This is a genomic window from Tabrizicola piscis (assembly GCF_003940805.1).
In the GTDB taxonomy this organism is placed as follows: Bacteria; Pseudomonadota; Alphaproteobacteria; order Rhodobacterales; family Rhodobacteraceae; genus Tabrizicola; species Tabrizicola piscis.
In genome coordinates, this window is record NZ_CP034328.1 from 3,578,618 (window position 1) to 3,591,453 (window position 12,836).

Annotated in this window: 17 protein-coding genes; 9 read left to right on the forward strand and 8 right to left on the reverse strand. The window is 64.3% G+C overall.

All coding sequences use genetic code 11. From position 1 onward, the window contains the following. Nucleotides 1-70: 70 nt before the first annotated feature. On the forward strand, nt 71-1,522 hold the full coding sequence (locus tag EI545_RS17405) for a DegQ family serine endoprotease (RefSeq protein WP_425471588.1): 1,452 nt from the start codon (nt 71-73) through the stop codon (nt 1,520-1,522). A gap of 150 nt (nt 1,523-1,672) precedes the next feature. Here the strand turns inward: EI545_RS17405 and EI545_RS17410 are convergent, their stop codons facing one another. Continuing rightward, a complete protein-coding gene (locus EI545_RS17410) occupies nt 1,673-2,092 on the reverse strand; it encodes an OB-fold nucleic acid binding domain-containing protein (protein WP_125326635.1) in 420 nt (139 codons plus the stop codon). Nucleotides 2,093-2,210: 118 nt separating this feature from the next. Between EI545_RS17410 and EI545_RS17415 the strand changes: the two genes are divergently transcribed. After that, the gene (locus EI545_RS17415; RefSeq protein WP_125326636.1) at nt 2,211-2,534 is read left to right on the forward strand and encodes a 2Fe-2S iron-sulfur cluster-binding protein; all 324 of its coding nucleotides are present in this window, start codon (nt 2,211-2,213) and stop codon (nt 2,532-2,534) included. Next, nucleotides 2,534-3,247 carry an FG-GAP repeat domain-containing protein gene (locus EI545_RS17420; protein ID WP_125326637.1) on the forward strand — a complete coding sequence of 238 codons (714 nt, stop codon included), beginning with the start codon at nt 2,534-2,536 and terminating at the stop codon, nt 3,245-3,247. Before EI545_RS17415 ends, EI545_RS17420 begins: the two co-directional genes overlap by 1 nt. Here the strand turns inward: EI545_RS17420 and EI545_RS17425 are convergent, their stop codons facing one another. Together EI545_RS17425 and EI545_RS17430 are read right to left on the reverse strand one after the other, a co-directional pair. Continuing rightward, nucleotides 3,248-3,655 carry a hypothetical protein gene (locus EI545_RS17425; RefSeq protein WP_125326638.1) on the reverse strand — a complete coding sequence of 136 codons (408 nt, stop codon included), beginning with the start codon at nt 3,653-3,655 and terminating at the stop codon, nt 3,248-3,250. A 139-nt stretch (nt 3,656-3,794) separates the two neighbouring features. Further along, nucleotides 3,795-4,997: a pyridoxal phosphate-dependent aminotransferase gene (locus tag EI545_RS17430; RefSeq protein WP_125326639.1), complete on the reverse strand. Its 1,203-nt coding sequence runs from the start codon at nt 4,995-4,997 to the stop codon at nt 3,795-3,797. A 97-nt stretch (nt 4,998-5,094) separates the two neighbouring features. Between EI545_RS17430 and EI545_RS17435 the strand changes: the two genes are divergently transcribed. From EI545_RS17435 to EI545_RS17445, 3 genes are all read left to right on the forward strand, one after another. Continuing rightward, nucleotides 5,095-5,532: a helix-turn-helix domain-containing protein gene (locus EI545_RS17435; protein WP_125326640.1), complete on the forward strand. Its 438-nt coding sequence runs from the start codon at nt 5,095-5,097 to the stop codon at nt 5,530-5,532. Then, nucleotides 5,529-5,804, forward strand: a complete 276-nt coding sequence (locus EI545_RS17440; protein WP_125326641.1) for an FAD assembly factor SdhE — start codon at nt 5,529-5,531, stop codon at nt 5,802-5,804. Before EI545_RS17435 ends, EI545_RS17440 begins: the two co-directional genes overlap by 4 nt. Nucleotides 5,805-5,881: 77 nt before the next feature. Continuing rightward, nucleotides 5,882-6,379 (forward strand): MarR family winged helix-turn-helix transcriptional regulator, encoded by a 498-nt coding sequence (locus EI545_RS17445; RefSeq protein WP_125326642.1) that lies wholly within the window; start codon nt 5,882-5,884, stop codon nt 6,377-6,379. A gap of 17 nt (nt 6,380-6,396) precedes the next feature. Here EI545_RS17445 and EI545_RS17450 read toward each other — a convergent pair whose 3' ends face one another. Together EI545_RS17450 and EI545_RS17455 are read right to left on the reverse strand one after the other, a co-directional pair. Next, a complete protein-coding gene (locus EI545_RS17450) occupies nt 6,397-6,873 on the reverse strand; it encodes a DUF1178 family protein (protein WP_125326643.1) in 477 nt (158 codons plus the stop codon). A gap of 92 nt (nt 6,874-6,965) precedes the next feature. After that, nucleotides 6,966-7,481 carry an NUDIX hydrolase gene (locus EI545_RS17455; RefSeq protein WP_164517333.1) on the reverse strand — a complete coding sequence of 172 codons (516 nt, stop codon included), beginning with the start codon at nt 7,479-7,481 and terminating at the stop codon, nt 6,966-6,968. Between the two features lie 165 nt (nt 7,482-7,646). Here EI545_RS17455 and EI545_RS17460 point away from each other — a divergent pair, with 165 nt between their 5' ends. Genes EI545_RS17460 through EI545_RS17470 form a run of 3 tightly spaced genes read left to right on the forward strand, consistent with a single transcriptional unit; the run spans nt 7,647 to nt 10,400 of the window. Beyond that, nucleotides 7,647-8,165 (forward strand): glutathione peroxidase, encoded by a 519-nt coding sequence (locus EI545_RS17460; RefSeq protein ID WP_125326644.1) that lies wholly within the window; start codon nt 7,647-7,649, stop codon nt 8,163-8,165. After that, nucleotides 8,162-9,358 carry an acetoin utilization protein AcuC gene (locus tag EI545_RS17465; RefSeq protein ID WP_245990152.1) on the forward strand — a complete coding sequence of 399 codons (1,197 nt, stop codon included), beginning with the start codon at nt 8,162-8,164 and terminating at the stop codon, nt 9,356-9,358. The genes EI545_RS17460 and EI545_RS17465 overlap by 4 nt, the downstream gene beginning before the upstream one ends. Before the next feature lie 13 nt (nt 9,359-9,371). Further along, nucleotides 9,372-10,400, forward strand: coding sequence for an N-acetylneuraminate synthase family protein (locus EI545_RS17470; RefSeq protein WP_125326645.1), 1,029 nt, complete (start codon nt 9,372-9,374; stop codon nt 10,398-10,400). A gap of 11 nt (nt 10,401-10,411) precedes the next feature. Here the strand turns inward: EI545_RS17470 and EI545_RS17475 are convergent, their stop codons facing one another. From EI545_RS17475 to EI545_RS17485, 3 genes are read right to left on the reverse strand one after another with little or no spacing between them, the layout of a single operon-like run. Continuing rightward, nucleotides 10,412-11,209 carry an FkbM family methyltransferase gene (locus EI545_RS17475; protein WP_125326646.1) on the reverse strand — a complete coding sequence of 266 codons (798 nt, stop codon included), beginning with the start codon at nt 11,207-11,209 and terminating at the stop codon, nt 10,412-10,414. Nucleotides 11,210-11,213: 4 nt separating this feature from the next. Continuing rightward, nucleotides 11,214-11,999, reverse strand: coding sequence for a glycosyltransferase family 25 protein (locus tag EI545_RS17480; protein ID WP_125326647.1), 786 nt, complete (start codon nt 11,997-11,999; stop codon nt 11,214-11,216). Beyond that, a complete protein-coding gene (locus tag EI545_RS17485; protein WP_125326648.1) occupies nt 11,996-12,766 on the reverse strand; it encodes a glycosyl transferase in 771 nt (256 codons plus the stop codon). Before EI545_RS17485 ends, EI545_RS17480 begins: the two co-directional genes overlap by 4 nt. Nucleotides 12,767-12,836 lie beyond the last annotated feature (70 nt).

The window sequence follows — 12,836 nt, forward strand, 5'->3', positions numbered from 1 at the left end:
ATCCAGTCATGGCCTGCCGGAGACGATCCCCGGCCAACCCGTGACGGTCCGTTGAACAGGAGTTCGCATCGTGCCCGACCTTACCCCTTCGATTCGTACCGCGCTCCGTTCCAGCCCACTTCTGGCGCTGGTGCTGGGCTTCGGTCTTGCCCTCGCCCCTGCAACCGAAACGCAGGCCTTCGGGGCCCCTGAAAGCTTTGCTGATCTTGCCGATCAGATCAGCCCCTCGGTCGTGAACATCACGACATCCGCATTGATCGCCGGCCCCGCTGACGGAATGCCGATGGTGCCGGAAGGCAGCCCGTTCGAGGATTTCTTCGATGACTTCAACAACCGTGGCGGCAATGGCCCGCAGCGGTCCGAGGCGCTGGGTTCCGGCTTCGTCATCTCGGAAGACGGGTTCATCGTCACCAACAACCACGTCATCGAAGGTGCTGACGAGATCACCATCGAATTCTTCTCGGGCAAGAAACTGCCGGCAAAGCTGATCGGCACCGACCCGAAAACCGACATTGCCGTCCTGAAGGTCGAGGCGGGCGAACCGCTGCCCTTCGTGACCTTCGGCAACTCTGACCTGATGCGCGTGGGCGACTGGGTCATGGCCATGGGCAACCCGCTCGGCCAAGGCTTTTCGGTCAGCGCCGGGATCGTCTCGGCCCGCGGGCGTGAACTTTCCGGCAGCTATGATGATTACCTGCAGACCGACGCCGCAATCAACCGCGGCAACTCGGGCGGGCCCTTGTTCAACATGGATGGTCAGGTGATCGGCGTGAACACGGCGATCCTGTCGCCCACCGGCGGGTCGATCGGCATCGGGTTCTCGATGGCCTCCAACGTGGTGACCAAGGTCGTGGACCAGCTCAAGCAGTTCGGCGAAACCCGGCGCGGTTGGCTGGGCGTGCGCATTCAGGACGTAACCCCCGACGTGGCCGAAGCGATGGGTCTGGCCGAGGCGGCGGGTGCCCTTGTGACGGAAGTGCCGGAAGGCCCGGCGCGGGATGCGGGAATCGCCTCAGGCGATGTCATCACCCGGTTTGACGGTCAGCCTGTCGGCGATGCCGGCGACCTGACCCGCCGTGTGGCCGATGCCCCGATCGGCGAAGCCGTGCCGGTGATCGTCCAGCGCGATGGCCGCACCGAGACGCTGGCCGTCACCCTTGGCCGGCGCGAAGAGGCCGAGGCTTCCACGCTTCCAGCCTCGACCCCCGCCCCCGAAGCCCCCCGCGAGATGGAGACTTTGGGTCTGACCCTCGCCCCCCTCGACGCTGACATGCGCGATCGGCTGGGCCTTGATGCATCGACCGAGGGTCTGATGATCCTGAACGTCGACGCCGCATCGGAAGCCTTTACCAAGGGCCTGCGCGAAGGTGATCTGATCACCGAGGCTGGCCAGCAGAAGGTCGTGCGGCTGCAGGATCTGGAAGACATGATCGCCCAGGCCAAGGCAGAAGGGCGTCAGTCGATCCTGCTTCTGGTCCGCCGTGGCGGCGATCCCCGCTTTGTGGCGCTGTCGATCAACTGACGCGCCGATCCAAAGGACAGCATGGCGGCAGGGTTTCCTGCCGCCATTTTTCATGCAGCGGCCAGGGTGAAAGCGGAATTTTCGAAAATTCCGCAGCGGAGCCTTCGAAGGCTCCGGTCCGATTTCTTCAAAGAAATCGTGGCCGATGCTTTAGGGCTGGTCCCCCGCCCGGGTGCCATCGTGGCGAAAGCCGGGGTCAAGCAACCGGTCCAGCAAGGGCGACAGGTCCTCGATCACGTCGGCCACGACATGCACCACCCCCGCCTCGCGCTGCAGTTTGCCGGTCACCCGCAGCAACCGGCCCGAAATGACCGCGCGGCGAAAGCGTTCATAGATCTTGGCCCAGACCACCACGTTGCAGGTGCCGGTCTCATCCTCAAGCGTCACGAAGATCACGCCCTTGGCGGTGCCGGGACGCTGGCGCACCAGAACCAGCCCTGCCACCGTGACCCGCGCCCCGGCCGGCGGTTCCACCAGCCGCGCCGCGGGCAGGGCGCGTGGCGGGCGCGGCCAATCGGCCAGGCGGGCGACGGGCGTAGTGCGGGCGGCATGGGATGGGTCGGGCGACATGAGAACAATACTAGAACATCTGCCGTGTGAGGCAAGCCTTGTCACAGGCCCGCCTCCCTCTGGCAAAGCTGGGGCAATTGTCCTATGTCCTTGGCAACACGGATGGCGGGAGACCACGATGGCGAAGATCACTTACGTAGAACATGGCGGCAAGGAACATGTGGTTGACGTGGCCAATGGCCTGACCGTCATGGAAGGCGCGCGCGACAACGGCATTCCCGGCATCGAGGCTGACTGCGGCGGTGCCTGCGCCTGCTCGACCTGCCATGTCTATGTCGATCCCGCCTGGGTCGAAAAGCTGCCGAAGAAGGACAGCATGGAAGAAGACATGCTCGATTTCGCCTGGAAGCCCGATCCTGTCCGCTCGCGCCTGACTTGCCAGTTGAAAGTGTCCGACGCGCTGGATGGTCTGCGCGTCCAGATGCCCGAAAAGCAGATCTGATGCGCCGGGCGCTTGCCTTGGTCTTGATGGCCGGGGCGGCGCAGGCCGAAACAGTCCCCCTCGCGCAGGCCGAGGTGATCCGGGCCGATCTCGCCCAGCCGACTGACCGCTATGCCCATGCCGTGCTGGGCGATGCGCTGGAATGGGGCGGGCTGACCCTGACCGTCAACACCTGCCTTGGCTGCGCCGGGCTGCATCTGACCGATGTCACGATCACCCTGCCACCCAACCGCGTGTTCGAGGATGTGACGACACGGCTGGCAGATCTGGACAGTGACGGTCGCGATGAGGTTGTCGTCGTGGAAACCGACCTGGCCCTTGGGGCTTCGCTGGCAATCTACGGGGCCGGTGGAAAGATCGCCGCGACTGATTTCATCGGGCAGCCGAACCGCTGGCTCGCCCCCGCCGGGATCGCCGATTTCGATGGCGACGGTCGGGTCGAAGTGGCCTATGTCGACCGCCCGCATCTTCTGGGCGATCTTGTCTTCGTCCGGCTGGAGGGCGACCGGCTGGTGGAAACGCAGCGGCTGCCGGGGCTGACCAATCACCGGATCGGGCAGGATGTCATCTCGGGCGGCCTGCGCGACTGCGGGCAGGGGCCGGAGCTGGTGTTGGCGTCGATGGACTGGACGCGCATGCTTGGCGTCCGGGACGGGCAAGTCGATGATCTTGGTCCGATGCCGCCCGAAGGCCTGACCATCCCGCCCTGCTGATCAGCTTTCCGGCTTTTCCAGCCGGTCGGCCTTCTTGCGCACCAGAACGCTGCGCAGATCATGCATGGCCAGCAAAAGCGCATCGGTCACCGCGTCAAGCTGGTCGCCGCTGGCCCGCGACTGCGCCCATTGGGTCGTCAGGTTCAGGTGGTCAACCGTGCGCAGGATGTCATCCACCTCACGCAAGGCAAGCAAGGCCTGCCGCCCGGTCAGCCATTCACGAATGGCCGCAAGATCGGCCTTGGACAGTTCAGTCTCGCCATGCGGCTTGATGTTGCCGTTCTTGACGTTGACGGTGGCGATCTCATCCATCTCGATCCGGCGCTGGCGGTTTTCGGTGCTGATGCGGAAGACCACAGCACCGTTTTCGCGCACCCGGAAGTAGTAGTGGGGAAGATCAGCTGCCATGGCCCCTGCCTGTCGTCTGTCACTTTGCGCCCGACGCCTGAGCCGCCCACCGTCCCGAACCCGCGCCCTCTCATTCCTTAAGGAGAGTGCGGCGGGCGTCAACCCGCAACACGGGTTCCGCTACCTGATCCTTGTTGCTTCAGACCAGCGCCGCGCAGAAGCGCTGGATCCGGGTACAGGCCTCGCGCAGCACCGCGTCACTGGTGGCATAGCTGATGCGAAAGTTCGGCGACACGCCGAAGGCCGCGCCAAACACCACGGCCACGCCGGTTTCCTCCAGCAGGGCGGTGGCAAAGACCTCGTCATTGGTGATGACGGTGCCGGCAGGCGTTGCCTTGCCGATGCAGCCGGAGATGTCGGGATAGACGTAGAACGCGCCTTCCGGCTTGGGACAGCGGATGCCCTTGGCCTGGTTCAGCATCGACACCACAAGGTCACGCCGTCCCTGGAATACGCGGCGCCAGTCGGCCAGAAACTCTTGCGGGCCCGACAAAGCCTCAAGCGCTGCGTATTGGCTGATCGAACAGGGGTTCGACGTCGACTGCGACTGGATCGTCCCCATCGCCTTGATCAAGGCCACCGGACCCGCGGCATACCCAATCCGCCAGCCCGTCATCGCATAGGCCTTGGACACGCCATTGCAGGTCAGCGTACGGTCGTAAAGGCCGGGCTCCACCTCGGCCGGGGTGCAGAATTCGAAATCATCGAAGACAAGGTGTTCATACATGTCGTCCGACATCACCCAGACATGCGGGTGGCGCATCAGCACGTCGGTCAGGGCCTTCAACTCGGCCCGGGTATAGCCCGCGCCCGTTGGGTTCGACGGGCTGTTGAAGATGAACCATTTGGTCTTCGGGGTGATCGCCGCTTCAAGCTGGTCTGGCGTCAGCTTGAATTCGGTCTCGATCCCGCAGATCACCGGAACCGGGGTGCCCCCGGCCAGAAGCACCATGTCGGGATAGGACACCCAATAGGGTGCGGGGATGATCACCTCATCCCCCGGATTGCAGGTTGCCATCAGGGCGTTGTACAGAATCTGCTTGCCGCCCGTCCCGACCGACACTTGCGCTGGCGTGTAGGTCAGGCCGTTTTCCCGCAGGAACTTGGCGCAGATCGCCGCCTTCAGCTCCGGCACGCCATCCACGGCGGTGTAGCGCGTCTTGCCAGCGTCAATCGCCCGCTTTCCAGCCTCGCGGATGTTGGCTGGCGTGTCGAAATCCGGCTCGCCCGCGCCAAGGCCGATCACGTCGCGCCCTTCGGCTTTCAACTGCGCGGCCTTGGTCGTAACGGCAATGGTGGGCGAGGGTTTGACGCGCCCCAGCGTATCGGACAGGAAGGCCATTTGCGCATTCTCCGGCGGACTGTTTGCGATTTTCGGCTGCAGGTCTTAGGGTTGCCGCCCCACCGACACAAGCGATATCGAAAGAAGGAGAGGCGAGATGGCGGAAATTCGTGAAGCGGCGACATGGTTTGCCGATGACGTGGCAACATTCGGCGACCGGCTGCTTGCAGCCCGCGAGGCAGCGGGCCTTGGTCAGGCTGAACTGGCCACCAAGCTGGGCGTGCGCGACAAGACCCTTGCGGCCTGGGAAGAGGATCTGGCCGAACCCCGCGGCAACCGTCTGCAGATGCTGGCGGGGATGCTGAACGTGTCGCTTCGCTGGCTGTTGACCGGGATTGGCGATGATCTTGACGAACCGGGCACAACCCCGGGCCTGACCTTGCCCGCGCGGCTGGTGCTGGCTGACATCACGCGCATCAAGACCGATCTGCGCAAGCTGGTATCAGACCTTGAACAGGCCGAGGATCGGCTTAACCTTCTGTTGCAGGCTGACAATCCGGCCGATGAACTCGCTGATGAGGCGCTGTCCGCATGACCGAAACCACGGAAGCCAGATTGAAACGGATGCGGATGCGGTCGTGGCGGCGGGGCACCAAGGAGATGGACCTTGTCCTCGGCCCTTGGGCCGACACGCATCTGACCTCTCTGAACGATGACGAGCTTGCCAGCTATGACATCTTGCTGGAGGAAAACGATCAGGACCTGATGGCATGGATCTTGGGCCAGTCCAGCGCGCCCGCGCCGATCGCGGCGCTGCTCGACCGGATCGCCGCCCATGCCCGCAGCCGTCTGCAGTCGCCGGCCTGAAAGGATTCGAGACCAAGTTTACGGAATGTTTGTGCTTTGTGCTGATTCTGTCCGGACTGTAACGGTGGAGAATTGGCGTGACGCAACAGACCCCGCTGCTGGATGGCTCGCTGCAGGCATTCCTGTCCTGCTATCTGGAAAACCTTGCCCTTGTGGAACGGTTGCACCGGCTGCTTCTGGACGTGATCAAGGATGAATTCGAACGGCTCGGGATTCTTGAGATCAACTCGGTGCAGGCCTTGCTGCTGTTCAATGTCGGCGAGAATGAGGTGACGGCGGGCGAACTGAAATCGCGCGGCTACTATCAGGGGTCAAACGTCAGCTATAACCTGAAAAAGCTGGTGGAACTTGGCTACATGCACCACCAGCGGTCGGAAATCGACCGCCGGTCGGTGCGGGTGCGGCTGACCGAAAAGGGTCGGCATGTGCGGCGCATGCTGTCCGACCTGTTTGCCCGCCATGCCGAAGCGATGGACCGGCGCGGCCTGATCGACGCCTCCGGGATGGATGACATCAACACCTCGCTGCGCCGGATGGAACGGTTCTGGACCGAACAGATCCGCTACATCTACTAGGGCCAATCACCTGCCGGTCAGTTGACCTTCCGGGTCGGCACAAAGGGCAGGGGGGCGACGGGCAAGCCATCCTCGATCATCTGCCGGGCGTCTTCGGGCCGGGCTTCGCCGTAGATTGCCCGCTCGGGGGCGTCACCCTCATGGATGCGCCGCGCTTCGGCGGTAAAGTTCATGCCGACATATTCCGAATTCTCGGCAATCTGTTTGCGCAAGGCCGCGATGGCCGCTTCCAGATCGGTGCCCGGATCACGCAGGTTTGGCGCACCCGGCCCGGTCTCCGCGACAGAGGCATCCGCCGCCTTTTCGACTGGCCCCGCCACGGCCTTGCGTGCGGGCCGGACCGTGGGTGCCATCAGGTCCTTCTCGACCTCATTCGCGCCGCAAACCGGGCAGGCCAGCTGATTGCCCGCCTCCAGCGCAGCGAAAGCGCCGGTGTTCTGGAACCAGCTGTCAAAGCGGTGTCCCGCCTTGCATTTCAGGGTGTAGCGGATCATCTGCGTGTCCCGTAGGAAGTCCCGACCGAAACACCTAAGGTTTCGGTCGTCAAGTTCAATGGCAAGCTCAACGGCGGCCAAGTCCCGCCCGATCAGCGCCCGCCGCGCCGCGCGTCCTCGGCCGCATCGCCCGCGATCGGGGCGGGTCGACCCTGTCTTGGCGGCACGAAGCTGGCAATCAGGCCGGCAAGGTCAGGTTCATTCACCATCGTCGCCGCGATGTCCTGCCGAAACCATTGGCGGGTGCGTTCCTTCATCTCGGGGAACTTGTCCGCCAGACGCACCACCTGCAGCCCGTAGACTGCCACCGCACAGGGCACCTGAGCCGAAACCGAAAGGCATTTCTGATACCCGTAGCGGCCAAGGCAGACCGGATTGATCGCCCCTTCAACCCCCGCTTCCTCCCAGGCTTCCTGGGCGGCTGCGGCTTCCGGGGAAAGGCCGACCATCGGCCAGCCCTTGGGGATGATCCAGCGCCCGGTGTCCCGGCTGGTGATCAGCAGGATCTCCACGCTGTCATGGCCTGCGCGCCAGCACAGGGCACCGTATTGCATCCTTGCACCCGGCGACCCGGCGGCTTGTGCCGCGATCTTGTCCTGCGAACCCATGTCTTGCCCAATCTGCCCGCCCGGTTCCGGGTCTGGCCCCTGATCTGCTGCCTCATTCACAATATGGCATGGATTGGCCCTAATTTACAGCGATCTCATGGAAATTTGACGGAAAAACATGGCGGATTACCTTATCGTGCGATGCGAAGCGAAAAGGATGGGCAAATGCGGGCACTCATGGTCGGTTGTCTGATGGGGCTGACGGGTCTGTCGGCAGAAGCGGCCGAAAGCTTCCGTTTCGCCTCGATCGACGGGGGAGAGATTGACCTCGCCGATTACGCCGGCAAACCGGTGCTTGTGGTCAACACCGCCTCGCTGTGCGGCTACGCCGGCCAGTTTGACGGGCTGCAGGCCCTGCATGACCGGTTCGGGCCCGAGGGCGTTCTGGTGCTGGCAGTCCCGTCGGATGATTTCAACCAGGAACTCGAAGATGAGGCGGCGGTAAAGGAATACTGCGCCACCACCTTTGACCTGACGCTGCCGATGACCGAAATCACCCCGGTGCGCGGCAGCAATGCGCATCCCTTCTACGCCTGGGTGCGCGACCAGACCGGCTTCGCGCCGCGCTGGAACTTCAACAAGGTCCTCCTTGCGCCCGATGGCAGCATCGACGCCACCTTCGGGTCGGGGGTAGAGCCGGAAAGCAACCGGATCGCCGGCCGGATCGAGGTCTTGTTGCAGTGATCCCCACGCCCCCGCCTGCGCCCGACAGCGCGGTCGGGGCGCCGCTTTTCATCGGCTCCGAAATCTACCGCGGGTCGTCCTATGGCCCGACCCACCCGTTGCGGGTGCCCCGCGTGTCAACCGTCATGGACCTTGGCCGCGCGCTTGGCTGGCTGCCGCCGGACCGCTTTCGCACCAGCCCCCGCGCCAAGCCCGCCGCGTTGGCACTTTGGCACGACGCCGACTACATCGCCGCCCTGCAAACGGCCGAGGGGTTGGGCGAAGCCACGCCCGAAATGCGCAGCCGGTTTCACCTTGGCACCCTGTCCAACCCGGTGTTCCCGCAGGTCTTTCGCCGTCCCGCCACCGGGGCCGGGGGGGTGATGCTGGCGGCCGAGCTTTTGGCCGCCACCCCCGGCACGATCCATGTGCCGGGTGGCGGCACCCACCACGGGCTTCCCGGGCGGGCCAACGGGTTTTGCTACCTCAACGACGTGGTGCTTGGCATCAAGGTGCTGCAGCGCGCCGGGCTTGCCCGGATTGTCTACATCGACCTTGACGCCCATCACTGCGACGGGGTCGAACATGCCTTCGCGGGCGATCCCGGCGTGCGGATGATCTCGGTGCATGAGGAAGGGCGCTGGCCCTTCACCGGCGCGCTGGCCGACCGCGCCGGTGGCAGCGCCTTCAACCTGCCCGTCCCGAAAGGCTATAACGACACCGAAGCCCGCGCCGTGCTGGAGGGGCTGATCCTGCCCCGTACCGCCGAATTCGCCCCTGATGCCATCGTGGTGCAATGCGGTGCCGACAGCCTGACCGAAGACCCGCTGTCGCGCCTTGCCCTGTCCAACCGCGCCTATGTCGAGGCGATCCGTGCCCTTTGGCCGCTGTCGCCCCGGTTCCTTGTGCTGGGCGGCGGCGGCTACAATCCTTGGTCGGTCGGCAGGCTCTGGACGCTGATCTGGGGCGTTCTGTCTGGCCAGCCGCTGCCCGACCACCTGCCCCCTGCCGCCGCTGCCGTGCTGGCCGGGCTGGGCTGGCAGGGCGGCGGTCGTCCGCCACCGGACCCGGCCCTGCTGACCACCCTTGTCGATGCCCCCCGCGAAGGCCCCCTCAGACCCGAGATCACGGACCGGCTGGCCATCTTGCGCCAACGCCGCCCGGCCACTGACTTGACAGGCGCAAGGCGGTCATGCAGCACGGGGCCAGCCTGAAGGAGAGCCCGCCATGAAGATTGCCCACCGCGAGATCGGCCCCGATCACCCGCCGCTGGTCATCGCCGAAATCGGCATCAACCATGGCGGCGATCTGGCCGTCGCCAAGGAAATGGTGCGCCTTGCCGCAGGTGCCGGGTGCGAGATGATCAAGCACCAGACCCACATCATCGAAGACGAGATGACGGAAGAGGCAAAGTCGATCTTCCCGCCCAATGCCGATGTGTCGATCTGGCATGTGATGGAACGCTGCGCCCTGTCGCTGACCGATGAGGCGGAACTGAAGCGCTATACCGAATCCCTCGGGATGATCTGGATCTCCACCCCGTTCAGCCGCGCCGCCGCCGATTTTCTGGAAACGCTGGACGTGCCTGCCTACAAGATCGGCTCGGGCGAGGCGGACAACCTGCCGCTGATCCGCCACATCGCGCGCAAGGGCAAGCCGGTGATCCTGTCGACCGGCATGCAGACGATTGAAACGCTCCGCGCCTCGGTCGCCATTCTGGACGCGGCAGGCATCGACTATGCCCTGCTGGAATGCACCAACCTGTACCCCAGCCCCGCGGAAATCGTGTCGCTGCGGGGCGTGACCGAACTGAAACAGGCGTTTCCCAAGGCGGTCGTCGGGTTTTCTGACCATTCCATCGGCCCGGAGATGGCCCTTGCCTCCGTGGCGCTGGGGGCCACCATTCTGGAGCGGCATTACACCGACAGCCGCTATCGCAAGGGGCCGGACATCATCAACTCGATGGACCCGGCCGAACTGCGGTTCCTGATCGACCGCTCGAAAGAGATCTGGATCGCCGCCAACAACCCCAAGCAACGCTCCGCGCCCGAAGAAGACGTCTACCGCTTCGCCCGGGGGTCAGTCGTGGCGGATGCCGATCTTCCGGCAGGCCACCTGATCCGCGAACAAGACATCTGGGCCCGCCGCCCCGGCAGCGGGGAAATCCCGGCCTATGATTTCGACAAGCTCCTTGGCAAACGCCTGACCCGCGCCGTGACCCGGAACACCCAGTTGAAATGGGCTGATCTGGAGTAGTCAGCGCTGCCTTAGTCGCGAATGCCGAAGGTGATCTTTCGCCCACGCCGGGTCTGATGAAAGACCCGGAAGCCAAGGTCCTTCAGCATCGTTTCGCAGGTATCGGACGTCTCTTGCCCCTGCCGCTCGGCGCCGGTGTCAAAGGCGACCTGTCGTGTGTGGCGCAGAATCTGCTGGCCACCTTCGATCACTTCAGGCTCAGCACCTTCGGCATCGCATTTGATCAGGTCGATGCTTTCGATCCCCAGCGATCGTGCCAGATCGTCAAGGCTCAGGGCAGGCAAGGTCATCGCCTCAAAGCCTTCTGTCGCCAGCGGCGCGATCGTGGAACTGTCCGCATCTTTCGGGACGCTGTAGAAGGTGACCTCGCCGGACGTTTTCCAGATGACGGTCTGGCTGAGGTGAACCCCGGCCGTTTTCGCCATGTTGTGCTCAAGACATTTCATGACGGTCGGATCGCCCTCGATCGCATAGACGCGCGCACCAAGGTCTGCCATGGCGGTCGAGAATTCCCCGACATTGGCCCCAATGTCGAAAACGGTCTGCCCCGGCTTGACGAAGACAACTTCGCCCACGCCGAATTGCTGTCGCGCCAGACGGTCAAGCCGTGCCGCCCATCCCCGCCGATAGTGCCGCCAGCGTCTTTCCGATGGCACCGCGACATCCCGGTCCGCCAATCTGGCGATCACCACCGGACCACTGCGCACCAGCTTCACCACCTGACGGTTGTTCAGGCCAAGCCGTGCCGCAAGATTGCTGCCAAGCAGTTGAAATGTCTCTTTCCAGGTCAGTTCATCCAGCAAGATCATTTTCCTATTCAAGGTGGTCCAAGTTCTGATTGCTTGGCCAAAGTTCGCCCCTTCTGGCCAGCCAGGCCAGCCGCCGCAAGTAGTTCGCCGCCTTCAGCCGGTAATAGGGCAGGCGGGCAAGTCCGCGGTGGTTGCGCACATCGGCAAAGCCCACGCCGGTGATCAGGCTTTCGCCATCCTCAAGGTGGCTGGGAAACGGCTCCAGCCCGCGCAGGCGGAAGTCATGGACGAAGAAGCGGTTGATCTCGTGGTCCGTCGCCCGCGTGACCCGCCGCATGGCCGGCAGCAGCTTGGCCGCCGTCTCCCGCGTGATCAGATAGGCGCCGGTCCCCGTGGCAGGCCCGACATAGGCGTTCAGCCGGTAGGGCCCGACCCGCCCCTGACAGACCGGCAGCTTGGCCCGGATGCAGTTGAGTTTCAGGAAATCCCAATGCGCGCCGGCCCGAAGCCCCAGCCGCACCGCCTCCAGAAAGTCGTCGTGGAACACCACGTCATCCTCAAGGATCAAGGCCACGGGCTTGCCGGTCGCCAGAAACGTCTCCCACACGGCCAGATGCGAATGATAGCACCCGATGCCGCCGATCAGGATCTTGCGGCCCATGTTGCGTTCAAACGCCGCCACGTCGGTATTGGCCAAAAGCCGAGCCTCCTCGGCCCTGCCATCAACGCCGGGAAACAGCGTATAGGGCAGGCCAAGGTCGGCCAGCCGCGTCTCCATCCGCTCGCGCCGCGCCGTGGCCCGGGGCAGGTTGATCAGCCAGACGGGCAGCCCCTCCAGAATGTCGGTCATGCCAAATCCCCCATCCATGCCTTGCGCAGCCAGTCGCAGGGCCGGGTGCTGTGCAACGGACCCGCCCGATAGCCGGCGATGGCCTCCTCGATCTTCGGGCGGCCGTGGAAGCAGACGACCTTGGCCGCTTCCGGCAATCTGGGCTGCACCAGCAGGTTCAACGGCCGGGGCGGGCGGCAATCCCGCTTGAAGCTGACGATCCACTCGTCCGGGAAATGCGCCAGCGCCCCGTGCTTGTCGGCCAGCAGCGAGGTGTAGCTTTGTTCGGACCCGTGGCCAAAGGTCAGCGCGGCCTCGGGGTCGCGCGCCATGTCCTCGTACAGCCAGGCATGGGTCTGCGGTTCGATCTTCTCGACCGACCCATGCCCAAGCGACGGGCGCGTGGGGGTAGAGTGCCATTCTTTCCGCATCGCCACCTTGCCGGGTGCAAACCTTGCCATCGGGCTGACATCGCCGGTGATGACAATATCGATGTCCAGGACGATGAGCGCCCCGTCTAGATCAGGGATCAGGTCCGGGCGAAACAGGCTGATCTTCTGCATCGGCGCTTTCCAGCCCATGCGCGCCATATGGGCGAACATTCGGTCATGGAACGGCTCCACCGGCAGGGCCAGCACTTCGATCCACGGCAGAAGGCCGGTTCGGTCATCGGTCATGCACAGCACGCGGGCGTCGGGGGTATGCCGCACCAGCGCCGCCGCAAGGCGGTTCACATACTCCGGCCCGTAGCGCGTGCCGAATTTCAGGCAGATGCAGGTGGTCGTCATCGCACACCCGGAAGGGTGGTCGCTGGGGAAGGGCTTGGCTTTGCCTGCATGGGAAGATTGCCTCGCATTG

Bases quoted from the DNA above. Each gene is read 5' to 3' on its own strand.
- EI545_RS17440 (WP_125326641.1), top strand. From the start codon at position 5,529: ATGACCGAAACCACGGAAGCCAGATTGAAACGGATGCGGATGCGGTCG.
- EI545_RS17460 (WP_125326644.1), top strand. From the start codon at position 7,647: ATGCGGGCACTCATGGTCGGTTGTCTGATGGGGCTGACGGGTCTGTCG.
- EI545_RS17430 (WP_125326639.1), bottom strand. From the start codon at position 4,997: ATGGCCTTCCTGTCCGATACGCTGGGGCGCGTCAAACCCTCGCCCACC.
- EI545_RS17415 (WP_125326636.1), top strand. From the start codon at position 2,211: ATGGCGAAGATCACTTACGTAGAACATGGCGGCAAGGAACATGTGGTT.
- EI545_RS17480 (WP_125326647.1), bottom strand. From the start codon at position 11,999: ATGACCGACATTCTGGAGGGGCTGCCCGTCTGGCTGATCAACCTGCCC.
- EI545_RS17455 (WP_164517333.1), bottom strand. From the start codon at position 7,481: ATGGGTTCGCAGGACAAGATCGCGGCACAAGCCGCCGGGTCGCCGGGT.
- EI545_RS17435 (WP_125326640.1), top strand. From the start codon at position 5,095: ATGGCGGAAATTCGTGAAGCGGCGACATGGTTTGCCGATGACGTGGCA.
- EI545_RS17470 (WP_125326645.1), top strand. From the start codon at position 9,372: ATGAAGATTGCCCACCGCGAGATCGGCCCCGATCACCCGCCGCTGGTC.
- EI545_RS17425 (WP_125326638.1), bottom strand. From the start codon at position 3,655: ATGGCAGCTGATCTTCCCCACTACTACTTCCGGGTGCGCGAAAACGGT.
- EI545_RS17450 (WP_125326643.1), bottom strand. From the start codon at position 6,873: ATGATCCGCTACACCCTGAAATGCAAGGCGGGACACCGCTTTGACAGC.
- EI545_RS17485 (WP_125326648.1), bottom strand. From the start codon at position 12,766: ATGACGACCACCTGCATCTGCCTGAAATTCGGCACGCGCTACGGGCCG.
- EI545_RS17475 (WP_125326646.1), bottom strand. From the start codon at position 11,209: ATGATCTTGCTGGATGAACTGACCTGGAAAGAGACATTTCAACTGCTT.
- EI545_RS17420 (WP_125326637.1), top strand. From the start codon at position 2,534: ATGCGCCGGGCGCTTGCCTTGGTCTTGATGGCCGGGGCGGCGCAGGCC.
- EI545_RS17410 (WP_125326635.1), bottom strand. From the start codon at position 2,092: ATGTCGCCCGACCCATCCCATGCCGCCCGCACTACGCCCGTCGCCCGC.